The 23,581-nt window shown below is 70.2% G+C and carries 31 protein-coding genes; 10 read left to right on the top strand and 21 right to left on the bottom strand.

Going from position 1 to position 23,581, the window contains the following annotated elements; translation table 11 throughout:
• Positions 1 to 2: 2 nt before the first annotated feature.
• The 3 genes from E7Z54_RS18885 to E7Z54_RS18875 all read right to left on the bottom strand — a co-directional run bounded on the left by E7Z54_RS18885 (position 3) and on the right by E7Z54_RS18875 (position 1,775).
• The gene (locus E7Z54_RS18885; protein WP_136436275.1) at positions 3 to 284 is read right to left on the bottom strand and encodes a MoaD family protein; all 282 of its coding nucleotides are present in this window, start codon (positions 282 to 284) and stop codon (positions 3 to 5) included.
• Between the two features lies 1 nt (position 285).
• Entirely contained in the window at positions 286 to 750 is a 465-nt protein-coding gene (locus E7Z54_RS18880; protein WP_136436274.1) for a Mov34/MPN/PAD-1 family protein, read from the bottom strand.
• 74 nt (positions 751 to 824) lie between these two features.
• The gene (locus E7Z54_RS18875) at positions 825 to 1,775 is read right to left on the bottom strand and encodes an acyl-CoA desaturase (protein WP_240769784.1); all 951 of its coding nucleotides are present in this window, start codon (positions 1,773 to 1,775) and stop codon (positions 825 to 827) included.
• Positions 1,776 to 1,896: 121 nt separating this feature from the next.
• Here E7Z54_RS18875 and E7Z54_RS24225 point away from each other — a divergent pair, with 121 nt between their 5' ends.
• Together E7Z54_RS24225 and E7Z54_RS18870 are read left to right on the top strand one after the other, a co-directional pair.
• The gene (locus tag E7Z54_RS24225; protein WP_276606247.1) at positions 1,897 to 2,019 is read left to right on the top strand and encodes a hypothetical protein; all 123 of its coding nucleotides are present in this window, start codon (positions 1,897 to 1,899) and stop codon (positions 2,017 to 2,019) included.
• Positions 2,016 to 2,435, top strand: coding sequence for a universal stress protein (locus E7Z54_RS18870; protein ID WP_136436272.1), 420 nt, complete (start codon positions 2,016 to 2,018; stop codon positions 2,433 to 2,435). Before E7Z54_RS24225 ends, E7Z54_RS18870 begins: the two co-directional genes overlap by 4 nt.
• 14 nt (positions 2,436 to 2,449) lie before the next feature.
• Here E7Z54_RS18870 and E7Z54_RS18865 read toward each other — a convergent pair whose 3' ends face one another.
• Together E7Z54_RS18865 and clpS are read right to left on the bottom strand one after the other, a co-directional pair.
• Positions 2,450 to 3,034, bottom strand: a complete 585-nt coding sequence (locus tag E7Z54_RS18865) for a DUF2017 domain-containing protein (protein ID WP_136436271.1) — start codon at positions 3,032 to 3,034, stop codon at positions 2,450 to 2,452.
• A gap of 3 nt (positions 3,035 to 3,037) precedes the next feature.
• A complete protein-coding gene (clpS, locus tag E7Z54_RS18860) occupies positions 3,038 to 3,343 on the bottom strand; it encodes an ATP-dependent Clp protease adapter ClpS (protein WP_136436270.1) in 306 nt (101 codons plus the stop codon).
• 104 nt (positions 3,344 to 3,447) lie between these two features.
• Here clpS and E7Z54_RS18855 point away from each other — a divergent pair, with 104 nt between their 5' ends.
• Positions 3,448 to 3,945: an ArsR/SmtB family transcription factor gene (locus tag E7Z54_RS18855; RefSeq protein ID WP_206056399.1), complete on the top strand. Its 498-nt coding sequence runs from the start codon at positions 3,448 to 3,450 to the stop codon at positions 3,943 to 3,945.
• Positions 3,942 to 5,198, top strand: coding sequence for an MFS transporter (locus tag E7Z54_RS18850; RefSeq protein ID WP_136436269.1), 1,257 nt, complete (start codon positions 3,942 to 3,944; stop codon positions 5,196 to 5,198). Before E7Z54_RS18855 ends, E7Z54_RS18850 begins: the two co-directional genes overlap by 4 nt.
• Here the strand turns inward: E7Z54_RS18850 and E7Z54_RS18845 are convergent.
• Positions 5,167 to 5,709, bottom strand: coding sequence for a DUF1697 domain-containing protein (locus tag E7Z54_RS18845; RefSeq protein ID WP_136436268.1), 543 nt, complete (start codon positions 5,707 to 5,709; stop codon positions 5,167 to 5,169). The genes E7Z54_RS18850 and E7Z54_RS18845 overlap by 32 nt on opposite strands.
• A 49-nt stretch (positions 5,710 to 5,758) precedes the next feature.
• On the bottom strand, positions 5,759 to 6,223 hold the full coding sequence (locus E7Z54_RS18840) for a PaaI family thioesterase (protein ID WP_136436267.1): 465 nt from the start codon (positions 6,221 to 6,223) through the stop codon (positions 5,759 to 5,761).
• A gap of 64 nt (positions 6,224 to 6,287) precedes the next feature.
• On the opposite strand from E7Z54_RS18840, the gene E7Z54_RS18835 reads away from it, so the two are divergent.
• Positions 6,288 to 6,836 carry a winged helix-turn-helix transcriptional regulator gene (locus tag E7Z54_RS18835; protein ID WP_240769783.1) on the top strand — a complete coding sequence of 183 codons (549 nt, stop codon included), beginning with the start codon at positions 6,288 to 6,290 and terminating at the stop codon, positions 6,834 to 6,836.
• A 27-nt stretch (positions 6,837 to 6,863) separates the two neighbouring features.
• Here E7Z54_RS18835 and E7Z54_RS18830 read toward each other — a convergent pair whose 3' ends face one another.
• The 4 genes from E7Z54_RS18830 to E7Z54_RS18815 form a co-directional block, all read right to left on the bottom strand.
• Entirely contained in the window at positions 6,864 to 8,633 is a 1,770-nt protein-coding gene (locus tag E7Z54_RS18830; protein ID WP_240769782.1) for a DEAD/DEAH box helicase, read from the bottom strand.
• On the bottom strand, positions 8,630 to 8,896 hold the full coding sequence (locus E7Z54_RS18825; RefSeq protein ID WP_136436293.1) for a DUF3039 domain-containing protein: 267 nt from the start codon (positions 8,894 to 8,896) through the stop codon (positions 8,630 to 8,632). Before E7Z54_RS18825 ends, E7Z54_RS18830 begins: the two co-directional genes overlap by 4 nt.
• Before the next feature lie 183 nt (positions 8,897 to 9,079).
• Complete coding sequence (locus tag E7Z54_RS18820; RefSeq protein ID WP_136436264.1) at positions 9,080 to 9,646, bottom strand: YqgE/AlgH family protein; 567 nt, start codon at positions 9,644 to 9,646, stop codon at positions 9,080 to 9,082.
• Between the two features lie 35 nt (positions 9,647 to 9,681).
• The gene (locus E7Z54_RS18815) at positions 9,682 to 10,224 is read right to left on the bottom strand and encodes a hypothetical protein (RefSeq protein WP_136436263.1); all 543 of its coding nucleotides are present in this window, start codon (positions 10,222 to 10,224) and stop codon (positions 9,682 to 9,684) included.
• Positions 10,225 to 10,393: 169 nt separating this feature from the next.
• Here E7Z54_RS18815 and E7Z54_RS18810 point away from each other — a divergent pair, with 169 nt between their 5' ends.
• Positions 10,394 to 11,143 carry a TetR/AcrR family transcriptional regulator gene (locus tag E7Z54_RS18810; RefSeq protein ID WP_136436262.1) on the top strand — a complete coding sequence of 250 codons (750 nt, stop codon included), beginning with the start codon at positions 10,394 to 10,396 and terminating at the stop codon, positions 11,141 to 11,143.
• 15 nt (positions 11,144 to 11,158) lie between these two features.
• On the opposite strand, the gene E7Z54_RS18805 is transcribed toward E7Z54_RS18810, so the two are convergent.
• The 6 genes from E7Z54_RS18805 to E7Z54_RS18780 form a co-directional block, all read right to left on the bottom strand.
• The gene (locus E7Z54_RS18805) at positions 11,159 to 12,175 is read right to left on the bottom strand and encodes a DUF3048 domain-containing protein (protein ID WP_168798411.1); all 1,017 of its coding nucleotides are present in this window, start codon (positions 12,173 to 12,175) and stop codon (positions 11,159 to 11,161) included.
• A 90-nt stretch (positions 12,176 to 12,265) separates the two neighbouring features.
• On the bottom strand, positions 12,266 to 13,036 hold the full coding sequence (locus E7Z54_RS18800; protein ID WP_136436260.1) for an SDR family NAD(P)-dependent oxidoreductase: 771 nt from the start codon (positions 13,034 to 13,036) through the stop codon (positions 12,266 to 12,268).
• A gap of 90 nt (positions 13,037 to 13,126) precedes the next feature.
• Positions 13,127 to 13,534, bottom strand: coding sequence for an HIT family protein (locus tag E7Z54_RS18795; RefSeq protein WP_136436259.1), 408 nt, complete (start codon positions 13,532 to 13,534; stop codon positions 13,127 to 13,129).
• Between the two features lies 1 nt (position 13,535).
• Positions 13,536 to 14,969: a M15 family metallopeptidase gene (locus E7Z54_RS18790; RefSeq protein WP_136436258.1), complete on the bottom strand. Its 1,434-nt coding sequence runs from the start codon at positions 14,967 to 14,969 to the stop codon at positions 13,536 to 13,538.
• 42 nt (positions 14,970 to 15,011) lie between these two features.
• Positions 15,012 to 16,190, bottom strand: coding sequence for a glycerophosphodiester phosphodiesterase (locus E7Z54_RS18785; RefSeq protein WP_136436257.1), 1,179 nt, complete (start codon positions 16,188 to 16,190; stop codon positions 15,012 to 15,014).
• Positions 16,191 to 16,320: 130 nt separating this feature from the next.
• On the bottom strand, positions 16,321 to 16,530 hold the full coding sequence (locus tag E7Z54_RS18780) for a DUF4287 domain-containing protein (protein WP_206056397.1): 210 nt from the start codon (positions 16,528 to 16,530) through the stop codon (positions 16,321 to 16,323).
• A 128-nt stretch (positions 16,531 to 16,658) separates the two neighbouring features.
• On the opposite strand from E7Z54_RS18780, the gene E7Z54_RS18775 reads away from it, so the two are divergent.
• Positions 16,659 to 17,222: an RNA polymerase sigma factor gene (locus E7Z54_RS18775; RefSeq protein ID WP_136436255.1), complete on the top strand. Its 564-nt coding sequence runs from the start codon at positions 16,659 to 16,661 to the stop codon at positions 17,220 to 17,222.
• The gene (locus E7Z54_RS18770; RefSeq protein ID WP_136436254.1) at positions 17,219 to 18,070 is read left to right on the top strand and encodes a hypothetical protein; all 852 of its coding nucleotides are present in this window, start codon (positions 17,219 to 17,221) and stop codon (positions 18,068 to 18,070) included. Before E7Z54_RS18775 ends, E7Z54_RS18770 begins: the two co-directional genes overlap by 4 nt.
• 84 nt (positions 18,071 to 18,154) lie before the next feature.
• Here E7Z54_RS18770 and E7Z54_RS18765 read toward each other — a convergent pair whose 3' ends face one another.
• Positions 18,155 to 18,814 carry a MerR family transcriptional regulator gene (locus E7Z54_RS18765; protein ID WP_206056396.1) on the bottom strand — a complete coding sequence of 220 codons (660 nt, stop codon included), beginning with the start codon at positions 18,812 to 18,814 and terminating at the stop codon, positions 18,155 to 18,157.
• A 141-nt stretch (positions 18,815 to 18,955) separates the two neighbouring features.
• Here E7Z54_RS18765 and E7Z54_RS18760 point away from each other — a divergent pair, with 141 nt between their 5' ends.
• Positions 18,956 to 19,456: a DUF6194 family protein gene (locus tag E7Z54_RS18760; protein WP_136436252.1), complete on the top strand. Its 501-nt coding sequence runs from the start codon at positions 18,956 to 18,958 to the stop codon at positions 19,454 to 19,456.
• A 30-nt stretch (positions 19,457 to 19,486) separates the two neighbouring features.
• On the opposite strand, the gene E7Z54_RS18755 is transcribed toward E7Z54_RS18760, so the two are convergent.
• Complete coding sequence (locus tag E7Z54_RS18755) at positions 19,487 to 19,966, bottom strand: hypothetical protein (RefSeq protein WP_136436251.1); 480 nt, start codon at positions 19,964 to 19,966, stop codon at positions 19,487 to 19,489.
• 1,052 nt (positions 19,967 to 21,018) lie between these two features.
• Between E7Z54_RS18755 and E7Z54_RS18750 the strand changes: the two genes are divergently transcribed.
• Entirely contained in the window at positions 21,019 to 21,783 is a 765-nt protein-coding gene (locus E7Z54_RS18750) for an inositol monophosphatase family protein (protein ID WP_206056395.1), read from the top strand.
• A 40-nt stretch (positions 21,784 to 21,823) separates the two neighbouring features.
• On the opposite strand, the gene E7Z54_RS18745 is transcribed toward E7Z54_RS18750, so the two are convergent.
• Together E7Z54_RS18745 and E7Z54_RS18740 are read right to left on the bottom strand one after the other, a co-directional pair.
• The gene (locus E7Z54_RS18745) at positions 21,824 to 23,254 is read right to left on the bottom strand and encodes an LCP family protein (RefSeq protein WP_240769781.1); all 1,431 of its coding nucleotides are present in this window, start codon (positions 23,252 to 23,254) and stop codon (positions 21,824 to 21,826) included.
• A 55-nt stretch (positions 23,255 to 23,309) separates the two neighbouring features.
• On the bottom strand, positions 23,310 to 23,581 hold a 272-nt coding region (locus E7Z54_RS18740), incomplete at its 5' end, for a pyridoxal-phosphate dependent enzyme (protein ID WP_136436249.1).

Raw genomic sequence — 23,581 nt, 5'->3', positions numbered from 1 at the left:
GCTCAGCGAGCTCCGCCGGCGACGGCCGGCAGGATGACGACCTGGTCGCCGTCGGAGAGCTCGGCGTCGAGGCTCCCGATGAACCGGACGTCCTCGTCGTTGATGTAGATGTTGACGAAACGGCGCAGGTCTCCGTTGTCCTCGAGGAGGCGGCCCTTGATACCGGGGTGGCTGGCGTCGAGCGCGTCGATCAGCGCGTGCAGGTTGGCGCCGTCGGCGTTGACCGCCTTCTCGCCACCCGTGTAGGTGCGCAGGATGGTCGGGATCCGGACCTCGATGGCCATGTCAGCCAGTCTCCTCGTGTGATGCCTCGGGCGAGAGCGTGGCGACGGCTGCGTCGACCTGGACGTCTTCCTCGGTCACGACACCGTCGATGATTCTGTAGGACCTGAACTCCACCGGCCCCTCGTTATTCCCGTGCTCCCGGGTGCTGACGAGCACGTAGTGCGCTCCAGGCTCGCTCGCCAGGTTGATGTCGGTGACGCTCGGATAGGCCTCGGTCGCGGAGTGCGAGTGGTAGATCACCACCGGCTCCTCGTCGCGGTCGTCGAGCTCCTTGTAGAGGTGCAGGAGATCGGTGGAGTCGTACTCGTAGAAGGTCGGGCTGCCCGCCGCGTTCACCATCTCGACGAGCCGCTCCGGTCGATCGCTCCCGACCGGTCCCACGACCATCCCGCACGCCTCGACGGGGTGATCCCGCTTGGCGTGCTCCACGATGGCGTCGTACGTCGCCTGGTCGATGCGCAACACGCCGTCCAGCGTATTGGCTCCGCGACGTCAGCCCGGAATCGGCCCGGAGGCCGGACAGCGACGACGGGGTGGGGTCAGGCCGCCGTGCGCACCGTCTTCGACTCGATCCGCTCGGGCGTGGGCCAGCGCACGTCGCGCGCCCAGCCGAGCTTCTCCAGCACCCAGATCACCCGCGCGGAGGTGTCGAACTGCCACCGCTTCACACCGTGCCGGGCGGAGGTGGGGTCGGCGTGGTGGAGGTTGTGCCACGACTCTCCCCCGGACGGGATGGCCAGCCACCACACGTTGCCGGAGAAGTCCCGCGAGGCGAACGGCCGCTCGCCGAGCGTGTGGCAGATCGAGTTGATCGACCAGGTGACGTGGTGGATCAGGCCGATCCGCACGATCGTGCCCCAGAAGAACGCGGTGAGCGCCCCCTGCCACGACCACGTCAGCAGGAACCCGAGCAGCGGCGGCAGGAACAGCGAGGTGAGCACCCACACCCAGAAGGTGCGGGAGATCCGGACGAGGTCCTTGTCCTTGGCCAGGTCCGGGGCGAACTTGTCGACCGGCGTCTGCTCGGGGTCGAACAGCCACCCGACGTGCGCCCACACGAAGCCCTTGGTCAGGCCGCGCAGGCTGTTGCCGTAGCGCCACGGGGAGTGCGGGTCGCCGTCCTTGTCGGAGAACTTGTGGTGCTTGCGGTGGTCGGCGACCCAGCGGATCACCGGTCCCTCGATCGCCATCGAGCCGAGGATCGCGAGGGTGACCTTCACCGCGCGGTTGGGCTTGAAGGACTTGTGGGTGAACAGCCGGTGGTAGCCGACGGTCACCCCGTGCAGCGTCAGCGCGTACATGGCGGCGGTGATGGCGACGTCGCTCCAGCCGAGCCAGCCGCCCCACGCGATCGGGATCGCGGCCAGGAAGGCGATGAACGGCACGGCGATGAAGAGCGCCAGCGCGAACCGCTCGGGCCAGGACTGGGTGTCACCGCTCAGGGTGACCTTCTCAGGAGGAGAGTCGGGGCGGTTGTCGATCGCAGTCACGTGTTGCTCCCAAGAACTGATCGGGTGGATGGAATCGTCCCGCTGAGGCGAGCCTAACTGACTTGCGGTACCCGATCCTCATCGCTCGATCCGGTACCGCCGCTCGTCGTGGGGCGAGCCGGTGGCCGTGGTGGTGTACTGCGTGATGGCGGTCATGCTGCTCGCGATGGTCGTCACCGGGCTGCGGAAGCCCGCCGAGCCCGAGCAGGACGCCGCCGAGGAGAAGGAGCTGGTGAGTCGATGAGCACCTCCAACCCGCTGCAGCCGCGATGCGTGGTCGCGGTGTTCAGCCCCGACGAGTACGGCAGGGCCGCCGTGCTCAACGGAGAGACCATCGCCCGGGCGACCGGCGCCCGACTGGTCGTGGTCAACGTGACCCGCGGCGACAGCCTGGTCGACACGCGTTACGCGCACGAGGACGAGGTCACCGCCATGCTGGACCGGATGGCGGCCGAGGGACTCGAGGTCGAGGTGCACCGCGAGGTCGTTCCCGACATCGCGGAAGCGGTGCTCGAGGCGGCCACGCAGGCCGGGGCCGACCTGATCATCGTCGGTGTGCGGCGCCGTAGCCCGGTCGGGAAGCTGCTGCTCGGCAGCATCGCCCAGCGGGTGATCCTCGAGGCCGCGTGCCCGGTGCTGGCGGTCAAGCCGGCCGTCTGAGCGGGTGACCGGCCTCAGGCCAACGACAGGATCAGCGTCTCCTGGAGGTAGCCCAGCCACTCGTAGACGTGGTGCGCCTGGGCACGGGGGTCCTCCTCGGGCAGGGCGTACCACTTCTCCTCGTCGCCCTCCTCGACACCGAGCCGGGTGCCGAGCGCGAGCCGGAGGTCGGTGAAGGAGCGCAGCCAGACCTGGGCGGTCTCCTCGTCGAGCTCGACGTCGATGGTCAGCTCCTCCTCGCCCGGCTCGGGCGGCAGCCCGGCCTCCTCGAGGGTGTCGATGATCGTCGCGGCCGCCCGCGCCTTGCCGTCGCGCAGCGAGCCCTCGGTGAACCGCCGGAACTCCGCTGCCGCCTCGTCGTCATCCCGGTAGGCACTCGGGAAGAGCCGCTTCAGCACCGGGTCCTCGGGCTCGGTCGTGGGACCGGAGAAGTCCAGCATCGCCTCGAGCGGATCGGTTCCGGCGGACGGCATCGCCGACTCGTTGTGCAGCAGCTCGACCAGCTGGCTCGCGAGCGAGCGCAACAGGTCGGCCTCGAAGTCGGAGAAGGTCGCGTGGATGCGCTTGCTCCGGCGATGCCGGACGAAACCCGAGGACACGGGTCACTCGGCCTTCGACAGGGTGGCCCAGAGGCCGTACTCGTGCATCGCCTGGACGTCCCGCTCCATCTCCTCGCGGCTGCCGCTGCTGACGGCGGACTTACCGTCCTCGTGGACCTCCATCATCAGCTTCTCTGCCTTCTTCTTCGAGTAGCCGAAGTGCTTCTGGAACACGTAGGTGACATACGACATCAGGTTCACCGGGTCGTTCCACACCACGGTGACCCACGGCGTGTCGGCCAGCGTGATCTCGTCGGGGGTGAGGTCCTGCTCGACTCCCGGGTCCACCTCGACAGGGCTCGCAGTCACGGCTCCATGGTGGCACAGTCGCCGACTCCCCAATAACCGCTTGACAGTACGGCGGCCAGCCGGTCTACTCCCCAACGAACCTTGGACAGTAGAACGGGGCGGCCGTGACCGACGAGCACATCACCTCACTGCGGGCAGCCGCACATCCGTTGCGCCTGCGCATGCTGTCGCTGCTGACCGGCACGGCCATGAGCGCCGCGGAGGTGGCGCGTGAGCTGGACACGACCCACGCGAACGCGTCGTACCACCTCCGCGTGCTGCTCGACGCCGGCCTGATCGTGGTCGAGGGCGAGGAGCGCATCCGCGGCGGGGTCGCGAAGCGCTACCGCTACCTGGTGGGCGAGGGCCCGGCACAGTCCGAGGCCGACCTCGCGGCCGAGGTGGAGGTGATCGCCCAGGAGCTGGTGCGGCGCCACCGCGAGGGCGCGCAGGCGCCGCGGGTGATCGCCGACGCGGAGCTGTGGCTGGCGCCGGAGACCTGGCAGCAGGTGGTCGACCTGCTGAAGCAGGCATCACGGCTCATGCACGAGGGGGCGCTGCCGCCGCGCACCGACGGTGCCGTCAAGGCCAACCTGTCCCTCGCGGCCTTCCGGATGTCATGAGCGGCGCCGCCCTCGCTCCCCTGCGCGACCACCGGTTCCGGTGGTACTTCCTCTCCCGTGTCGTCGACCTCGTCGGCGACATCATGGGCAGCGTCGCGCTCGTGTTCGCTGTCCTCGCGGTCAGCAGCTCCCCGATGGCCCTGGGTGCCGTGCTGGCTGCGCACAGCATCCCGGTCGTGATCTTCCTGCTGGTCGGCGGTGTGCTGGCCGACCGTTTCGGACGCACCGTGGTCATCCAGCTGAGCAACGTCACCGCCGGTCTCACCCAGCTCGCGATCGCGACACTCGTGATCACCGGCGCCGCAGAGATCTGGCATCTCGTCCTCCTGACCGCCATCAACGGTGTCGCGGCGGCGGCCAACGGCCCCGCCCTCGCCGGCCTGCTTCCCCAGCTGGCACCGAAGGACTCGCTCCAGCAGGCCAACGCCCTCAACGGCCTGCTCCGCAACATCGCGCTCGTGATGGCCCCCGCCCTCGCGGGCGTGCTCGTGGTGGGTGTCGGAGCCGGCTGGGCGATCGCGATCAACGGAGGCACCTACCTGCTGGCCGCGATCCTGCTGCTGCCCATCAAGCTCCCGCCCCCGGCGTCGCGCGAGGACGGCGACAGCATCCTCCGCGATCTTGTGACCGGCTGGACCTTCTTCCGCATGACGACGTGGCTGTGGGTGATCGTGCTGGCGTTCGGCGCGCTGAACGCGCTGCACAGCGGCGGATTCCGCACCCTCGGTCCGCCACTGGCCGAGGAGTCGGAGCTCGGCGTCGAGGGCTGGGCCATGATCCTCTCCGCCGGCGCGATGGGCCTGGTGGCGACCTCGGTGGTCTTCCTCCACGTCCCGCTGCGCCGCCCCCTGCTCTACGGGATGCTCGGCTGCGCGGTGTACTCCGTACAGATCATCGCGCTGGGCTCCACCACCCAGCTCTGGATCCTGGTGGCGGCCGCATTCGTCGGCGGCGCCGGCATCGAGATCTTCGGACTCGGCTGGGAACTCGCCATGCAGGAGCGGGTGCCGGAGGACATGCTGTCGAGGGTCTACTCCTACGACATGCTCGGCTCGTTCATCGCGATCCCCGTGGGGCAGCTCGCGTTCGGTCCCCTCGGCGAGGCGTTCGGCCTCCAGAAGATGATCCTGGTCGCCGGCGTCGCCTACCTCGCGATCTCGCTGCTCACACTGGGGTCGAGGTCCGTGCGGGACCTGCAGCGCGCGGACCAGGAGCCCGAGGTCACGAACACCACTTCCGTGCCAGGGTCGTGACGACGTTGAGGTTGCGGTTCGTGGCGACCACGCCGAGAGCCTTCTCGACCTTGTAAAGATCGACGTTTCCGGCCGCGTATCCAGGGCCGAGCAGCACGTGCGCAACCCGTCCGCGCACCACCACCGTGTTGACCTCGTCGCTTCGTCCCTCGACCGCGGCGACCTTCTCAGGGTCCGGCTCGTCCTTGAGGAGGTAGAGGTAGTGCCGCTCGAGGTCCGAGCGCGCGCCGCTGAGGTCGAGCGCATCCTCGGCGACGGCCAGGAGCTCGGCGGGGGTGAAGGCGATCGTCGGCACCTCGAAGCCGGCGCGCTCGAGGTAGGCGGTCTCGAGCGCGGTCTCGAGCTCGGCGCGGGACCGCAGTGGACTGGTGAGCCGGACGTTGCCGGTGTTGATGTGGGTGGCCACGTCGGTGCACCCTGCGGCCTCGGTCGCCGCCACGATCTCGGCCTTCGGGAACTTGCGGTTCGGCCCGAGGTTGATCGCCCTCAGGAACGCGACGTAGGACTGCATGACCCCAGTCTCGGACATCCTTCCGACCCGCGCCTGCTCGTCGGAGCGGTCAGCTGAAGATCATGCAGGTCGAGGTGGCGTGGGCGACCAGCCGGTCGGAGCCGTCGTAGAGCCTCGCCTCGGCGAGCGCGGTGCGACGGCCGCGCTGGAGCACGGTGCCGACGGCACGCAGGCGGCCGGAGTCGGCGGTGATCGGCCGAAGGAACTTCACGGCGAGATCCAGCGAGGTGTACCCCTCACCGACACCCAGCGTCGAGTGGACCGAGCATGCGCAGGCGGTGTCGAGGAGCGTCGTGTGCACGCCGCCGTGGACCGTGCCCAGCGGGTTGTAGTGGCGAGGCTCCGGCACCAGCTCGACCGCGACCGAGCCGCGCTCGAGGAGCTCGAACCCGGTCATGCCCAAGGTCTCCGCGATCGGCGCCGGCGGGAGGAGTCCGTCGATCATCGCGGCGAGCTGTTGGTAGCCGTCCAACGTGGACGGATCCACCTGGGTCTTGGTGAGGGACTCAGTCATGCTGCATGGAACCAACCCGAGACTGAGTCTGTCAACGAGACCTAGATCGCACTATCCTGACCGGGTGACCGCGCATCTCGTGCCAGTCGAGTCGCCCGCCGCTCTCGCCTGGTCGGTCGACAACTGCACCGTCGGCCGGGCGATGGCGATCCTCGGCGAACGATGGACGGTCGTGGTGCTGCGAGAGGTCTTCCTCGGCGTACGTCGCTTCGACGACATCCGGCGGCACTCGGGCATCCCGCGCCAGGTGCTGACGAATCGGCTGGCCATGCTGGTCGAGCAGGGACTTCTCCAGAAGGTGCCCTACCAGGTCACCGGCGCCCGCTCCCGCCTCGAGTACCGGCTGACCCCGAGGGGACTAGAGCTGCAGCCGATCCTGCTCGCCATCGTCCAGTGGGGAGACCGTCACCTCGCCGATCCCGATGGGCCCGCCCTCGAGTTCGTGCACCGGGACTGCGGCGAGCCGGTCCACGTCGAGCTGCGCTGCTCGGCTGGGCACGCGCTGGACAACCCGAGCAGCGTGACCAGCACGCCGGGTCCGGGCGCCCGCCCGTTCTCGGGTCCTCAGATCGCGCCTCAGGCGCGCGAGCGCGCCAGCAGGAGGACCAAGTAGGGCGCCTCACGTGGGAGGTGGCCCGGATCAGGACGTCTTGCGCATCGCCCACTCGCGGATCTGGTCGATCCGCTTCTGCAGCTGTGCGGCGTTCGCCACCGCGGCGGCCGGCCCGCCGCACTCCTTGCGGAGCGCCGCGTGCGTGATGCCGTGGGCCTGACCGGTGCGGTGGTGCCACGACGCGACGAGACCGTTGAGCTCGCGGCGCAGCACCGCGAGGTGCTCGTGCGTGGTCACGTCGGCGATGCTGTCGGCCGGGCGCTCCTCGGCTGCGGGCTTGCGGACCTTTCGCCGGTCCTCCTGCCGCTGCCGCAGCAGCGCCCGCATCTGGTCGGGCTCGAGCAGCCCGGGGATGCCGAGGAAGTCCATCTCCTCCTCCGAGCCGACCTGGACCTCGCCCTCGTGGCCGAACTGAGCGCCGTCGTACAGCGCGTGGTCGAAACGCGCCTCCGAGCCGAGCGCCTCGAACGGCACCGCCTCGAGGTCGGCCGACGCGGCCTCCCCCGCCTGGGCGCGGGCCATCAGGTCCTCCTCCGCGGCGAACCAGTCCGCGTCGTCAGCGTCGCCCTTCGCCTTCCCGAGCACGTGGTCACGCTGGACCTCCAGCTCCGAGGCGTAGGACAGCAGAGTGGGGACGGAGGGCAGGAACACCGACGCGATCTCGCCGCGAGTCCGCGCCCGTACGAAGCGACCCACCGCCTGGGCGAAGAAGAGCGGCGTCGAGGTGGTGGTCGCCCAGACGCCGACCGCCAGCCGCGGAACGTCCACGCCCTCGGAGACCATGCGGACCGCGACCATCCAGCGGCGGTCGTTCTCGCTGAACTGCGAGATCTTCTTCGACGACGCCTTCTCGTCGGAGAGCACCACCGTGGCGGCCTCACCCGTGATCGAACGCAGCAGCTTCGCGTAGGCGCGGGCGGAGTCCTGGTCCGACGCGATCACGAGTCCCCCCGCGTCGGGGACGTGTCGGCGCACCTCCGAGAGCCGCTTGTCGGCCGCGGCCAGCACCGACGGCATCCAGGACCCCTCCGGATCGAGCGCGGTCCGCAGCGCCTGCGCGGTCAGATCCTTGGTCAGCGGCTCACCGAGGCTCGCGGCGACCTCGTCGCCGGCGCGGGTCCGCCACTGCATCTGACCGGAGTAGGCCAGGAACAGCACCGGTCGCACCACATGATCGGCGAGCGCCTCGGCGTAGCCGTAGGTGTAGTCGGCAGCCGAGACCGGGATCCCGTCGGGGCCGGGCCGGTAGGTGACGAACGGGATCGGGTTCACATCGGAGCGGAACGGCGTGCCGGTCAGCGCGAGCCGGCGAGCAGCCGGCTCGAACGCCTCCCGCACGCCTTCACCCCAGGTCAGCGAGTCACCGGCGTGGTGGATCTCGTCGAGGATCACCAGCGTCTTGAACCGCTCGGTCCGGATCCGCATCGCGAGCGGGTTCACCCCGACGCCCGCGTAGGTCACGGCGACGCCGACGTAGTCGCTGGAGATCTTCCCCTTGCCCGCCGAGTAGGTCGGGTCGATGGGCAGCCCGGCCCGCGCGGCCGCCTCCGCCCACTGGAGCTTGAGGTGCTCGGTGGGCGCAACGATGATCAGCCGGTCGACCAACCGTCGGCCGAGCAGCTCGGCTGCGACGGTGAGCGCGAACGTCGTCTTGCCCGCCCCGGGCGTGGCGACGGCCAGGAAGTCGCGGGGGTTGCGGTCGAGGTACCCGCGGAGCGCGGCGGTCTGCCAGGCACGCAGCGAAGGCGCCGTGCCCCAGGCCGCCCGCTCCGGCCAGGCCGGAGGGAGCGAGCTCACTCCGAAGAACCAGAGGAACCGTCGGCCCCGTCGTCGCCGATGCTCTCCCAGATCTCCTTGCATTCCGGACAGACCGGGTACTTCTCCGGCGCGCGGCTCGGCACCCAGACCTTGCCGCAGAGGGCGACGACGGGCGTACCCATCACCATCGCCTCGGTGAGCTTGTCCTTCTCCACGTAGTGGGAGAAGCGCTCGTGGTCACCGTCGTCGGTCGGGACGGTCCGACGCTCGTGGAGCGTGTCGGTGTCGGTCGAGAAGCCGATGGTGGTCACGAGGAAGAGTCTAGACGCCAGGTCGGCGCTCGCGGCGCCCGATCCCGCGCGAGCTCGCTCGCCGCCCTGCGCCGGAGACGCGCTCGGCCAGTTCAATCAGCCGGCAGCGCGGCGGGAGGCGCCGTCGCGAGCTTGCTCGCCGCCCTGCGCCGGAGACGCGCTCGGCCCGTTCAATCAGTTGAGGTCGGGATCGGAGGGACGGGTGGCGTGCAGGGCGAGGTCGCCGGGCTGCCGCTTCATCACCTGGCGCCAGAGGTCGCGAGTCTCGGTGCCGAAGATGTCGTCGACCTGCGCCGGCACGACGTACCAGCTTCCCTCGGCTATCTCGGCCTCGAGCTGGCCGCCGCCCCACCCCGCGTAGCCGGCGAAGATCCGCAGCCGGTCGACGGCGCCCTCCACGAGCTCGCTGGGGGTGTCGAGGTCGAGCAGGCCCAGCCGGTCCCACACGGGCCGGAATCCGGCGGAGTTCTCGCCACCGGGCGCGGCGAGGGCGATCGCGAGAGCGCCGTCGGTCGCGACCGGCCCGCCCTGGAACAACACCTCGGGCTCCTCCACGACGTCACCCCATTCGCCGAGCACCTCGGCCACGGGCAGCGCGGTGGGGCGGTTGAGCACGACGCCGAGAGCGCCCTCGTCGTTCACGTCGAGAAGCAGCACCACGGTGTCGGCGAAGTTCGGGTCGAGCAGCTCCGGGCTGGCCAGGAGGAGCATCCCGGCACCGAGCTCGGTCACCCTGGCCATGGACCCATCATGGCGCATCCGCGAAGCCCGCAGGATCAGGCGGCGACCACCGCGCGCAGGCGCTCGAAGAGGCTTGCGCGCGGCTCGGGCTCCTCCATCGACTCCGGCGTGACCACGGGGATGCCGCGGTGCAGCAACCGGGCCTGCTCCTCGATCTCGGCACCGACGCGCGCGGCCGCCTCGTCGCGGAGACCGGCCAGGCCGGACATCACGGCGAGCAGGTGGCGCTCCTTGGCCGTTGCCGCGGCCATCGCCTTCGCCATGGCGTCGTCGACCGGGTTCTCGCGGTAGTTGTCGAGGATGAGTCGTACGCCGGCGAGCTCGTGGGCGGTGTTGCTCCACGCGATCGTGACGGACTCGCGGAGGTCCAGCGGCTGGTGCACCGTCATCTGCTCGATCTGTCCGGACAGGCGGGTGTGCCACTTCAGGGTCAGGGCGGCGAGCAGGTCGAGCTCGTCCCTGAAGGACTCGGCGACGCCGTCGACATCCATGGGGAGGATCCCGTCCCGGCGCTTGTCGGCGGTCGTGATCACGGAGCGGAGGGTCTCGCCCCGGGTGTGAAAGGCCGTCCAGGTCATGGTCAGCTCCTCTTTCTCGTGCGGCTGCCGGTGGTCGACATACCGCAGGTACGTACTCTGAGTATGACGGACACTGCCGGTATGCCACACGCGGCGGGACCGTGATTCCGCCCACCTCGCGACGTGACCGGCGCCACGTTCGTCACGCGACGGCCCCTATGCTGGGCCGGTGCCGAAGGCGTCCGTGTCCAAGCTCGTTCCCAAGGTCCCGAAGGTCCCCAGCGTCCCCGGCGCCAGCCGCCGGGCGGCGTACTCCGCCTCCACCAAGCGGGCACTGGTCGAGGTGGCGGAGGAGCTGTTCACCGAGCACGGATACGCCGCGACGTCTCTCGACGCGATCGTCGCCGGTGCCCAGGTCACCAAGGGCGCGCTCTACCACCACTTCTCCGGCAAGCAGGCCCTCTTCGAGGCCGTCTTCGAGCGGGTGGAGCAGGACGCCGCGAAGCGCATCCAGAAGGCGCTCCGCGGTCGTCGCGACCCGTGGGAGAAGGCTCTGGGCGGCCTCCGCTCGTTCCTCACCGTCGTCCAGGAGCCGCAGTACCGACGGATCGTGATCCAGGAGGGCCCCGCCGTCCTGGGCTACGAGCGCTACCGGGAGCAGGAGGAGCGCTCGACCTTCGCGATCATCGTGGAGATCGTGCGCGCCACGCTCGAGGCCGGGTCGTGGCACCTGGACGAGGAGATGCTGCAGACGTTCGCACGGATCTTCTTCGGTGCGATGTCGTCGGCCGGCGAGTCCGTGTCGACCTCCGAGGACCCCGAGGCCGCCGCTCAGCGGGTCGAGAGCGCGATCGGGTTCCTGCTCGCCGGCGTGCAGAGCCTCGTCGAGACCGGTGCCGACCTGCCGAGCGCGTTCGAGCCCGGCCGAATCACCGAGAGCGGGCCGGGGATCGACCCCGACCCGCCCTCGTCAGTCTGACGAAGCGCTACCGCCTCACTTGCCGAACGCGACCGAGCCGTTGTTGCCGTCGACGGGCACGAGCTCGACCCACACCTTGCCGGCGGGGACCTTCAGCTCGCCCTCGGGCGTCGAGAGCGCGATCGCCGAGCTCAGCTTGTCCTTGCTCCAGCTGCCCTCGATGACCTTGCCACCGTGGAACAGCTGCGCCGTGCCCTTGCCCTCGAACTTGCTCTCCGGGACGAAGTTGCCACCCGGGTCGGTGTAGCCGGCGTCGACGACCTTCACCCGGAGCACCAGCACGGAGTCGGCCTGGAACCGGTCGCCCTTCGCGGCATAGCTGTTCTTGTTGACGTACTTGCCGCCCTGGAACGCCCAGTTGGTCGTGTGGTTGCCGAAGTCTGCGGACAGCGTGCGGGCGGGTATCCCCTCGGGCAGGTCCTCCACGGTGCCCCACGGGAGGTAGTCCGCCGGTCGCTCGTCGGTGCCGTCCTCGGTCTCGGCGGCGACCTTCGACAGGTCGGTGAAGAGGTTGTACGGCGCGTAGCGACCGTCCTTGCGATAGAACCCCGGGCTGCCCTCACCGAAGAACGGGATGCTCGCCCGCTTGATGCGGTCGATGGTGACCTGCGCGGCGCCGCTGGTCACGACCGTGGCGTCCACCGGCGAGACGATGCCGATGTCGCTGGCGCGCATCGACCGGACCGGACCGACGTCGGTCGGCACCTGCGAGTAGAAGAACGCCGCGAGCCGGGTCGTGCCGCCCTCGACGAGCTCCTCCACGACGAGGTCGGCCTGGCCGAGGCCCAGCTGCGGCGCGCTGCTCTGGGAGTTGTCGATCTTGGCGACGAGCACGGGGTGGTCCTGCTCGACCGACTCACCCTCGGCGGCGGGCAGGCCGGTGAGCGGCCAGGTGGCCGGCTCCTCCGGGGCCGGGGCCTCGGACGTCTCGTCCGCGGACTTCGACTCGGCGGCGTCGTCGCCGCAACCGGCAAGGAGGAGGCTGAGCGCTACCAGCGCGGCGGGCAGGGCGGATCGCTTGGAGAAACTCACCGGACCAGTCTGACCCACCGTGCCCGACGTGCAGGGAGCCACCCCCGGTGTGTCGTGGGGGTGGCTCCAGGCTCTGCGGTGCGGCTCCCGTCAGGTGCCGAGGCTGATGCCGCCGTCGACGAACAGCGTCTGCCCGGTGATGTACGACGCCTCGTCGGCGCAGAGGAAGGTGACCGCCGCGGCGATGTCGGCGGGCATGCCGACGCGCTTGACCGGGTTGGCCTCCGCGTTCAGCCGGCGGAACTCCTCGACGTCCATCTTCAGTCGCGCGGCGGTGGCGTCGGTCATCTCGGTGGCGATGAAGCCGGGAGCGATCGCGTTGACGTTGATGCCGAACGGGCCGAGCTCGATCCCGAGCGTGCGGGTGAAGCCCTGGATGCCGGCCTTGGCAGCGGAGTAGTTGGCCTGGCCGCGGTTGCCGAGAGCCGAGATGCTGGAGATGTTCACGACCTTGCCGTACTTCTGCTCGACGAAGTGTCGCTGCGCCGCCTTGGTCATCAAGAACGCGCCCTTGAGGTGAACGCCCATGACCAGGTCCCAGTCGTCCTCGGTCATCTTGAACAGGAGGTTGTCGCGCGTGATCCCGGCGTTGTTGACCAGGACGTGGATGCCACCGAGCTCGGTCACCACCCGCTCCACCGCTGCGACCACCGATGCGGCGTTGGAGACGTCTGCGCCCACACCGATCGCCGACGCTCCGTCGACGACGGGCAGTTTCGCGGCAGCCTCCGCGGCGGCGGACTCGTCGAGGTCGACGATCGCGACGGAGGCGCCCTCCTCTGCGAACCGCGTGGCGGTGCCGAAGCCGATGCCGCGCGCGGCCCCGGTGATGACGGCAACTCTTCGGTCGAAACGACCCATCGTGTTCTCCTCCAAGCTCGACGGCGGTCCCGCTGCGCCGGGACCGCCGGTCACTCTAGAGGGTGGTCGCGAGGCACGGCCCGGCCCTCGTCACAGGGCTCCCCGTAGCCGGGCGGCGAACTCGGCGGACTCATCGCCGGCGTACCTGGTCCGCGGCCAGAAGAACCCGCGCAGCCCGTCGCCCTTGGTCCGGGGCACGACGTGCAGGTGGAGGTGCGGCACGGACTGGCTGACCGTGTTGTTGACCGCCACGAAGCTGCCCTGAGCGCCGAGCGCCTCGACCATCGCCGTCGCAAGCCGTTGCGCAGCCTCCAGGAAGCCGTCACGCAGCTTGGCAGGCAGGTCCGGCAGCGTGACGACGTGCTCTCGCGGCACGAGCAGGACGTGCCCCTTGAAGACCGGACGGCGGTCCAGGAACGCCACCAGGTCCGGCTCGTCGAGCACGAGGTCGGCGTCCACCTCGCCCGCCACGATCGCGCAGAACACACAGTCAGCCATGTCAGTGGCAGACCTCGCCGGGCGCACAGCCAGGCACCCGGATCAGCCGGCCGCCGCGCGGCACCGCGTCGAAGTGATGCGCGTCGGCGCGGCCGTAGGTCCAGCGGAGGCCGTGGCGCGCCATGATCCGGACGACCCGGTGCGCCCGGGAGCGCCAGGCGATCCGCGCGTCCGAGCGACTCGGCCACCACCTGTTCGGAACCCACCCGTGGCTGGACCGGTACGGGTTCTCCCATGGGTTGATGTCGAGCGACCTGCCGTAGGAGTGCGGACTCCGCACGCCCTGGCGACCGACCACCCAGCGGCAGTTGAAGGCCGAGGTGTTGTCGGCGGCCATGGACCGGTAGTCGTCGGCCCCGCGCAGCCGGCGGGACCACCCGAAGCGATCGACGCGGTACATCCGCCGGATCGGGAGCTCGGCGCGGTACATGTCGCTGAGCGCGCCGGCCATCTGCTGGATGACGCTCGCGGCGGCGACGATCTCGCCGCGGTGCCGGTAGCCGTTGAAGCCCCAGTAGTTGATCCGCAGGATCCGCAGGCCCCTCCGCCCGACCGGGCAGCCGCGGTGCCAGCTCCGCCCGACCATGTTCCGCCACACGCCGTCGGGGATCCGGGAGATCACCGGGTTCGGACCAGCGCCGGTCGCCCGCGCCTGCGTCGGCAGGCTCAGCCTCGGCCGCGGCGCGGCCCTGGGAAGGCGCACCGGCACGCCGGGCGGCAGGTTGTCGATGCGGAGCGTGCCGCTCGTCGAGCCAACAGCCCACACGAGCGCTCCACCCACGGCCCGCCACCGGCTGTCGGACCTCGGCGAGACGGCCGTGGCGACGGTGCCGGAGAGGCTGGTCGTCAGGGTCCGGACCGAGCGCCATCGGCCGTCGACGTACCGCTGGAGGGTGACCGGCCCGGGCACGGCCCGGCCGTCAGTGGTCTGTCGCGTGATCCGCAGGGTGGCCGACCTCTCGTCCACCACGCTGCGCGGACCGCTGATCCGGGTGGTCGTCGGGTGCGGTCTGATCGGCAGCCGGTACTGGACCTCCGCGCCCTCGTAGGTGCCGTTGGCGGCGTAGGTCGCTCGCAGCAGGTTGTCCGCCGGTGACCTCTCGACCCAGGCGGACGTGGTGAAGGCGCCGTCCTCTCCCGTGGACGGTGCGGCGATCTGGATCCACTGGCCCGTCGCCGGGTCGTGCCGATCGACCACGACCTCCTCCCCCGACACCGGGAGGCCGTCAGCCAGGAGCTGTCCGGTGACGGTGACCCAACGATCGGCGTACTGCGCCGGCGCGGACAGGGTCAGCGTCGTGGGCTGCTGCGCCGCGGCGGACGCCGTGCTCGGGAGCGCCGAGGGCAGCACCCCCGCGATCAGCACGGCGACGAGGCCGAGGAACGGGACGCGGGCGCTGGGGGATCCGAGATGCACCACCTCATCTTCACCCACGCCACGCGTACTGTCGCCCGCCCCCGGCCCCGCAGCGTGTCGCTACCGCGCGGCGACGGCGCTCCGGTCCTCCACCCACGCGTCGCGGGCGGTCACGCCCACGTCGGGGTGGTCGGTGAAGAGCGCGTCGACGCCGGCGTCGAGGAGCGCCTGGGTCTCGGCGACCATGTCGCCCGGAGCGTTCGGGTCGGTACCGACCCTGAAGTTGGTCGCCATGAACTGGTTCTCCAGGCGCAGCGTCCAGGTGACCACCTTGAGACCGGCGGCGTGGGCGTCGCCGACCAGCGCTGTCGGCTCGCCGGTGGCTCCGGTCGCCCGGTCCCGCGGCAGGATCAGGCCCTTGGTCGGGGACACCCACTCCGCGTAGGTGGCGATCTCGGTGAGCCCCGCCGGCGTGATCATGTCGCGGTAGGTGGTGGGCGAGCCTGCGGCCCGAAGGTCGTACGGCGCGCCGCTGCCGTCGATCAGCTGCGCGATCGGGACCTCGGTCATCTCGGCGAGGTCGCGCAGGTTGCCGGTCTCGAAGGACTGCAGCACGACCTTGGCGTTGGGCCGGTCCAGGCCGTGCCTGCGCAGGGTGGCGACCAGCGGCTCCTCCATCGAGAGGCCGATCGAGTCGAAGTACGTCGGGTGCTTGGTCTCCGGCGCGAGACCGATCCGACGGCCGGCGCGACGGGACTCCGCCTTCACCAGCCGGATCACCTCCGACAGCGTCGGGACCTCGAACCTGCCGTCATAGACAGTGTTGCCGGGCCGGACCTGCGGCAGCCGCTCCTTGGCGCGGAGCGTCTTGAGCTCGGCGAGCGTGAAGTCCTCGGTGAACCAACCGGTGATGGGCGCGCCGTCGATCAGCTTGGTCGTGCGGCGGTCCGCGAACTCCGGGTGCTCCGCGACGTCGGTCGTGCCGCTGATCTCGTTCTCGTGACGGGCGACCAGCACGCCGTCCTTGGTCGAGACCAGGTCGGGCTCGACGTAGTCGGCACCCATCTGGATCGCGAGCTTGTACGCCGCCAGCGTGTGCTCGGGCCGGTAGCCGGAGGCACCGCGGTGGGCGATCACCAGCGGCTTCGCGTGGTGCCGCCCGCGGTCCGCGCGGTCGTGGTCGTGGCCGCCGGGGCCGGCGTGGGCCGGGACGGTGGTGACGCCGAGCGCCAGGACGGACGTGGTGGCGAAGGCCGTGAGGGCCCGCCCGATCAGGGGGGTCCGGGAATCGGTTGTCATGGCCGCAGCCGACCAGCCGCAGGTGGCGGGCCGTCGATCGGCAGGTGAAGCGCCGGGAACCGTCAGTCGGCGAGGAGGAGCACGGGTTCCCGGATCCGGTCAGGCGTCCTCAGTCGTCCCCCAGTAGTCCTCAGTCGTCCTCATTGAGCGTGTGTGCGACCAGCGCGTTCGCATGCCCGTGTCCCAGACCGTGCTCGCTCTTGAGGAACGCGACGAGATCAGAGTGCTTGGCACCTGCTCCGTAGCCGGTGTGCGCACGCAGGATCTGCTTCCAGTCGGCGATGGGGCGGCCGTACTTCTTCTCGATCGAGGGGAAGTAGGAGGCGGGGCCGTTGGTCATCGAGCTCTCCTTGGTCATGGACGTCGAGACTCTCGCAGGCGGGCAGAGTCATCGCCCGACGACCGACTCCAGCCCGGCACCCTCGTCGCGAACCGGCAGTCCTGGGTCGGGCATAAGGTCACGTGACCATGACATCCGACGTCGAGATCATCGAGCGATCACGGCGTCATCCCGAGTCCTTCGCCGCGATCTTCGACCGCCATCACCGCGCGATCCATGCCTACGTCGCTCGACGCGCTGGCAGCCAGGCAGCCGACGACGTCCTTGCGGAGGTTTTCACGGCAGCGTTCTCGCAGCGAGCCGAGTTCGTCTCCGAGGCGGGATCCGCCCTTCCCTGGCTCTACGGGATCGCACGCAACCTGACCCATCGACACTTCCGGAGCACCGCGAGCGCCCAGCGCGCGTTCGGCATGTGGGCCGCGCTCCAGCCGGACGCGTCGAACACACACGACGATGAGGTCATCGCGGGGGTCGACTCCGAGCGCAGGTGGGTGGCGGTGCGGGACGGACTCGCAGCCGTCGCATCGGACGACCGCGAAGCGCTTCTGCTCTACGCCTGGGAAGAGCTGTCCTACACCGAGATCGCGGAGGTCGTCGGCGTCCCCGTCGGCACTGTCCGCTCCCGCATCCACCGCGCTCGCGCCGCTCTGCGCGCCGGGCTCATCCCCGCACTCGAGGAGACTCCGCGATGATCGACGAACTCACCTTGCTCCGCGAAGCCCGGCCGGACGTCGCAGCGCCGGATCAGCTCACCGTCACCCGGGCTCGTCGCCGACTTCTTCGCCGAGCCCTCTCAGGCCGTCGACACCGTCGCCCACTCCGGCTGGTCGCCATGGTCGTCGCGACAGCGGCTGCGATCGTCATCGTCGGGCTGGCCGTCCCCGGGGGTGGCGGCTCCGCCGTGGCGACCCCGCTCACCGCAGCGCACCTCGCCGTCCACCCCGAGGTGGGACCCGATGAGTTCCTCCACATCAGGCGCGTCGAGCGCACCTGGGGCTACGGGAAGCCGGGCGCCGTGGACCACGAGGGACCGCGGCTGGAGTACTGGATCCCGGGGGACGGAACCTCCGACTGGGTCGAGCGCTCGGTCTTCGGCGGCCGCACCTACACCCACGCGTTCGACGACTGGGGCCCCAAGCTCTACGTCCAGCACGCGGCCGACGTCACCGGCCTGTTGGAGGATCTCCGCGACTACGCCCAGGAGAACCAGCAGCGCCGCGACCTGCACGGCCTCTGGACGGTCGCCTTCTGGATCGTCAACGATCCGACCGCCCCCGAATCCTTCAAGACCGAAGTCCTGAACGCACTCGTCACCCTCGACGGGGTCAAGGTCGCGGATCCCGACTTCACCAGTCCCGGACTCGCGGGCAAGGCCATCACGATCGACGGCGAGCACGAGGTCTGGTTCGTGGTCGACCCCGCCACGGGTGCGTTCCGAGGCCTGGTGGGCCACCCGGAGAAGGACGAGACCTGGGTCGGCCCTGAGCAGCCGATGTGGACCAGCACCTTCGAGACCGACGTGGTCACCCGAGCTCCGTGATCACGCGCCGGTTTCTTCGTCACTCCACTCCGTTGTCGCCCGCGTCGTTCGCTCATCGAGGCACGGGGGTGGTCAGGCACTCCCCTAGCTGTTGGGGGCGTTGGTCAAGCTGACCTGGGCTGACTCGATGATCCCTGCCAGCAGAGTTCCCGCTCGCATAAGGGCGAGTGCGCGTTGGGCGATCGCCTGCAGGCGCGTGTCGAGCGCGGTGAGCGAGTCGCTGACGTCGTTCAGGTCGCGGACTGCTGTGATCGCCTTCTGTACATCTGGGATGCGGTAGCCACCGGCACGGAGGGCTGCGGTGATGCGTGCTTCCCGGATCGCGGTGACGGTGTAGCGCCGTGCTGTCCCCGCTCGCGTTGCCACTCGCTCGGGTGCGACCAGACCGACCTTCTCCCAGAAGCGGAGCGTGGATGCCTTGACGCCGAGGGCCTGTGACAGCCCGGTGATGGTCATGGAGTCACCTTCGACGGGCGCGGCATCGGTCGTCGCCTCGGCGCGGATGGACTCCAGCGCACAACGTGCTGCGAGTGCCTGCTCTCGCTCGTCGTTGAGCCTGGCATGGAACCCGCAGATCAGCGCCGACGCCTGGTCGGGCGGCTGGACTCGTATCTCTCGCATCGCCCGTCGAGCCTCGACAGGCCCGACCGCGTGAGCGAGGTCGCGGTAGGCGCGAAGGCCGCGCACGTGCTCTGCGGAGAACTGCCGGTACCCGTTGGGTGACCTGGCTGCAGTGGGGATCACGCCAAGAGCCTCCAGGTCACGTACCTGCTGTGCGGAGTATCTCGACGCTGCCGCGACAGCAGCAGTGTTCATAGGTCGCGTCGCCTCGCCCGCTCGGTGCATCCGAACCCTCCATAAGCACTTCAACCACATGCTTGAACCATGAGTATGGACCGACTTCTCGAGACCATCCGAGCATTCGACGGGGTGCTTGAGCTTGCCCCCGACGAGGGCAGCGCATTCCCGGAGATCGCCTGGGGCGACCACTTCTTCTACTACTCGCCCAGCGGCCAGGTGCCTGCGCGCGAGCAGCCCTACGCCACCATCGTGACGAAGAACTATCCCGGCGACGCCCTGTGCGACCTCGACCATCCGGATCGTTGGCGACTGAACATTCATGTCGGCACGAATGCGTTCCTCGAGCTCACAGGTGAGAGCTCTCGGGCTCTGACGACCCCGTGGGACTACGCCGCCGCCGACGTGGTCCTTCCTCACCCGGTGTACCGCGCGCAAGGGTGGGTGTCGATCGTCAACCCAGGCAGGCGCACACACGTGCTGGCGACCGACCTCTTGCGTCAGGCGCATGAGGATGCGAGGCGCCGTGCGGATCGCCGGAGTGCGACCGAGCAGCCGGTCGTCGACACAGGTCAGGACGGCACCTGACCCGACCCGGGGGGCATCGACCGCGCGAAGTCAGCGGGTGTGAGACGCACCTACGTCGGGCAGGTGGGTGCCGGTGTGGTCGACGGTGCGTCGGATGCCGTGGGGTGTGGTCCATTCATAGGACCCAGGTCCGGTCTGGCGCAGGGTGTAGCCGTGGTGGGTCTTGGCGCGGTGATGTCGTCTCGTGAGGGGGGCGTCGTTGAGGTCGCCGGTCTGTCCGGGTGGGCCGCCCGGCTCGTAGGGGACCGGGTGGTCGTGGTCGACCAGCGTGGCACCCGGGAGGTGGGTGGAGTGGGGGAACACATCCCCCACCGTGCGCAGCTCGGTGCGGGTCTTCATCGCCGCGGGGTGCTCGTAGGCGTTGACCGAGGCCAGCTGGCGGAGGTCGATCACCGGGGCCAGTGCGATGTCGCTGCGGCCCAGCAGCTCCGCGAGCTGACCCAGTAGGAGCGGACCCAGGTCCTCCACCCGCACCACGCCCTCGGCGTGGCCGGCCAAGAACGGCCGCATCGACGTGCACGTGCACGGTGGCCCGGCGGGCGGTCTTGCGCTTCCGTTCGGGACACTGCTCCACGATCGCCCGCCCTGGAATGGCGGTGGCCTCGTCGAGGATCGCCGCCGCCGCATACGGGTCGGCCAGCACCGCCATCGCCTCCGCACGCAGCTGGTCACCCGTGGGCAGCTCGGCATCAGGATCCGCGGCGTACTCATCGGCCAGGTGGTCGGCGATCAGGTCCACGGTGTGCTCCAGCTCGGCGACCTGACCCGGCTTCAACCGCGCCGCCACCCGGCGCGAACCCGCCAGGCCGTCGATCTCCAGCTGCTCACCGGGCCGTGGTCGGGGGAACCACACCCCCCGCCGCACATGCGCCTCGCGAACCAGGTCCTCATGCGCACGCGTGTCGGCCTCGATCACCTTCGCCTCCACGATCCCCAGCACCCGCCCCGGGGACTGATCCAGCACCCCCACCGCCGCCGCATCCACGAACCACGCCTGCGCCTTCGTCAGCCGTCGGGCCAGCACCGTGATCCGGCGCAGCACCCACACCTCGCACACCAACTCCTGCGCCCGCGCCCACACCAGCGGGAACCGGTGCCGCAGATCCAGCGCATCGGCCATCAGGTTCTGCGTCGCCCGCACCCCGGCCTGTCGGACCACCGCGTATTCCACCGCACACAGCTCCGAGACATCCGGCGTCCCGTCCCCGCCGTACCGGGTCAAATGGTCCCCACCCATCGCCAACGGGACCGCCCCCGGATCGGACTGCGGGTCGACCGAGTTCAGGTCACACCACTCCAGCGCCTCCATCAGGTCTCGCAGCTCGGCTGTCCGGCGCAGGAACGGCGTCTGCTCCGCACGGAGCAGGAACTCCGCCTTCGAGCCGGAAGGAGGGGTGTGATCCATGCCTCATTCTACTCGAACGCCTGTTCGAAGCCAAGGCTCGATCACGGACTTTCCGCAGCGTCAGCGCCACTCTCCCTCCACTGCAGACCCGGCAGCCCACAGCTGTTGCGGCCGGACCGCGTCAGCCCGCAGCACTGGGCCCCACTACCGTGGGGACGTGGACACCGACACCGTGCTCAAGCTCCTGCAGGACGTCGCGGCCGAGGTGATCACCCCGCGGTTCCGCCAGCTCGCCGAGCATCAGATCTCCGAGAAGAATCCCGGCGACCTGGTGACCATCGCCGACCACGAGTCCGAGGAGCTGATCACGGCCGCTCTGCTCGCCGCCTACCCCGAGGCGGTCGTCCTCGGGGAGGAGGCGATGGCGACCGACCCGGAGCTGCTCGGCCGCTTCGGGGAGGCCGATCACGGCTTCACCGTGGACCCGGTCGACGGCACCAAGAACTTCGTGCTGGGGTCGCCGAACCACGCTGTGATGGTGTCGGAGGTCCGTGCGGGCGAGGTGACCCGCGGCTGGATCTGGCAGCCGCAGCACGAGGCCGCCTACGTCGCCGAGCGTGGCGCCGGCGCCTGGCACAACGGGGAGCGGCTCACCGTGAGCGAGCCGAACGGTGCGCCGTACCGCACCGCCCGGCGGCAGTGGGTCGGCCGCGACCTGCCCGGTCTCGGCAGGCTCGAGCTGACCTGGGCCTGCTGCGGGATCGACTACCCGCACCTGGTGGCGGGCGACGCCTCGGCGCTCGTCTACAGCCGCAGCATGCCGTGGGACCACCTGCCGGGCAGCGTGATCCTGACTGAGGCCGGTGGCGTGATCGGCACCATCGGCGGCGAACCGATCGCCCCGCTGGCGCTGCAGGGCGGCCTGGTGGCCGCGCCGGACCAGCAGACGTACGACGCCGTCGTCTCCGCGTTCGCCGCCTGATCCCGAGACGGCCGAAGGTCTTGCCCTGAGCGGGCGGGCCTCAGCAGGCAGCGGCGAGGTCGTCGGCCTCGTTGGCGGCGTAGCCGTCGTTGCGCGAGCCGATCGACCCGCCGGTCACCTTGCCGCTCGCCGGCTTCGCCTTGGCTTTGGCCTTCGTCTCCGGCGAAGCCTTCCCCTGGGCCTTCCCCTCGGCCTTGTCGATCGCCTTCCGGATCATGTCCTGCACGAGGTCGATGTCGGGGTTGGCGGTGTCGATCCGGGGCGGGACGAGCGAGACCGTCGAGATCGGCTGGCTGCGGGCACGGAGCGCCAGCTGGGCGAAGTCGTTGAGCGCCGCGCCCGGCAGGTCGGTCTGGATCATCGCGCTGGACGCCTCGGCGATCTCCTGGAAGTTCGTGAGCGCCTGGCGCGGGCTGATCTGGGTGAGCATGGCGTTGAGCACGCACTTCTGCCGCGCCATCCTCGAGTAGTCGTCGGATCCCTCGCGGGCGCGGGCGTACCAGAGCACGTCGTGCCCGTTCAGCTTCCGCGTTCCCGGCTCGATGTATCCGGTCACGTCGCTGCCGAGACCGCCGACGGGGATCCGGTCACGCACGGTGAGGGTGACGCCGCCGAACGCGTCGACGAGCCTCTTGAACCCGCGCATGTTGACCATCACCCAGTTGTTGACCCGCAGTCCGGTGATGCCCTCGACGGCCATCACGGTCGCGTCGACGCCGGCGGTCTCCTCGTCGTCGAACAGGTCGGTGTGGTCCTGGGCCCAGGTGCTGACGCCGTTGAGGTAGCAGTCGTCGCAGTCGAACCCGCGGGGGAACTCCTCGTGCATCACGGTGCCTTCGCGGAACGGGAAGTCCTGCATGTTGCGGGGCAGGCCGATCATCACCGTCTGGCCGGTCCGGGCGTCGACGGAGGCGACAGTGAGGGAGTCCGGGCGCAGGCCCCAGCGGTCGGCGCCGGAGTCACCCCCGAGCAGGAGGATGTTGTACCGGCCGTCGTGCGCCTCACCGAGCTCGCCATCGGCGAACATCGTCAGCCAGTCCCGCTGGGCAGCGGCGAGGTGCGCGCCGAACAGCATGGTGCCCGCGACGGAGAAGCACAGGATGCCGTTGACGCCGACGATCGCGCGGCGGTGCTGCAGCCGCAGGCTCATCGGTCGGCCGATCCGCCAGGCGTCGATGAACAGGCCCGCCCAGGCCACGGCGCCGACCAGGAGGTAGAGCCGGGCGGCGAGCAGCACGTCGGGGTTGAACACCAACCAGTACGCGAAGGGACGGTGCACCAGCACCACCGCCGCGGTCAGGGCGAGGGCGGCGACGGTCGCCAGCCAGATGCGGACGGCGAGCCGGCCGAGGTCGCGGTTCCCGGCGATCAGCTGGGCCGACCCGGGGACGACGAGCGTGAACGCCATCAGCGCCAGCGCGCGACGGAAGCGGACGCGCGCGGCCCGCTCGTCGACGGCGATCTGAGGCACGGAACCCAGTATCACCAGTCACAGGCGCCACAGAGGTTGCGACGCGCCGTCGTGCTCAGGCCGCCGCGAGCCTCGCGATCTCGTCGGCGGACGCGTTCGCGCCGGTGCAGATCACCGCGATCGGCCCAGCCTGCCGGCCGGTCCGGACCTCGCCCCGACGGTCGGCGATCAGCCCGGCCAGGGCGGCGGCTCCGGCACCCTCGGCAAGCGTGTGCGCCTGCGTGGCCAGGAGTCGGGCGGCCTGGTCGATGGCGTCGTCGCTGACGAGCACGAAGTCGTCGAGCCGGCCCCGCAGGACCCGTTGGGTCAGCTCGTAGCCGGTGGTCG

The sequence above is a fragment of the Nocardioides sp. genome (assembly GCF_004803405.1).
In the GTDB taxonomy this organism is placed as follows: Bacteria; Actinomycetota; Actinomycetes; order Propionibacteriales; family Nocardioidaceae; genus Nocardioides; species Nocardioides vastitatis.
The sequence above is the reverse complement of the archived record's forward strand: the minus strand, read 5'-3'. Positions and strand labels throughout refer to the sequence as shown.

Coding starts and splice junctions, on each gene's coding strand:
- E7Z54_RS18885 (WP_136436275.1), bottom strand. CDS start 284: ATGGCCATCGAGGTCCGGATCCCGACCATCCTGCGCACCTACACGGGT.
- E7Z54_RS18870 (WP_136436272.1), top strand. CDS start 2,016: ATGAGCACCTCCAACCCGCTGCAGCCGCGATGCGTGGTCGCGGTGTTC.
- E7Z54_RS18850 (WP_136436269.1), top strand. CDS start 3,942: ATGAGCGGCGCCGCCCTCGCTCCCCTGCGCGACCACCGGTTCCGGTGG.
- E7Z54_RS18845 (WP_136436268.1), bottom strand. CDS start 5,709: ATGCAGTCCTACGTCGCGTTCCTGAGGGCGATCAACCTCGGGCCGAAC.
- E7Z54_RS18840 (WP_136436267.1), bottom strand. CDS start 6,223: ATGACTGAGTCCCTCACCAAGACCCAGGTGGATCCGTCCACGTTGGAC.
- E7Z54_RS18820 (WP_136436264.1), bottom strand. CDS start 9,646: ATGGCCAGGGTGACCGAGCTCGGTGCCGGGATGCTCCTCCTGGCCAGC.
- E7Z54_RS18815 (WP_136436263.1), bottom strand. CDS start 10,224: ATGACCTGGACGGCCTTTCACACCCGGGGCGAGACCCTCCGCTCCGTG.
- E7Z54_RS18800 (WP_136436260.1), bottom strand. CDS start 13,036: ATGGGTCGTTTCGACCGAAGAGTTGCCGTCATCACCGGGGCCGCGCGC.
- E7Z54_RS18795 (WP_136436259.1), bottom strand. CDS start 13,534: ATGGCTGACTGTGTGTTCTGCGCGATCGTGGCGGGCGAGGTGGACGCC.
- E7Z54_RS18785 (WP_136436257.1), bottom strand. CDS start 16,190: ATGACAACCGATTCCCGGACCCCCCTGATCGGGCGGGCCCTCACGGCC.
- E7Z54_RS18780 (WP_206056397.1), bottom strand. CDS start 16,530: ATGACCAACGGCCCCGCCTCCTACTTCCCCTCGATCGAGAAGAAGTAC.
- E7Z54_RS18775 (WP_136436255.1), top strand. CDS start 16,659: ATGACATCCGACGTCGAGATCATCGAGCGATCACGGCGTCATCCCGAG.
- E7Z54_RS18770 (WP_136436254.1), top strand. CDS start 17,219: ATGATCGACGAACTCACCTTGCTCCGCGAAGCCCGGCCGGACGTCGCA.
- E7Z54_RS18760 (WP_136436252.1), top strand. CDS start 18,956: ATGAGTATGGACCGACTTCTCGAGACCATCCGAGCATTCGACGGGGTG.
- E7Z54_RS18755 (WP_136436251.1), bottom strand. CDS start 19,966: ATGCGGCCGTTCTTGGCCGGCCACGCCGAGGGCGTGGTGCGGGTGGAG.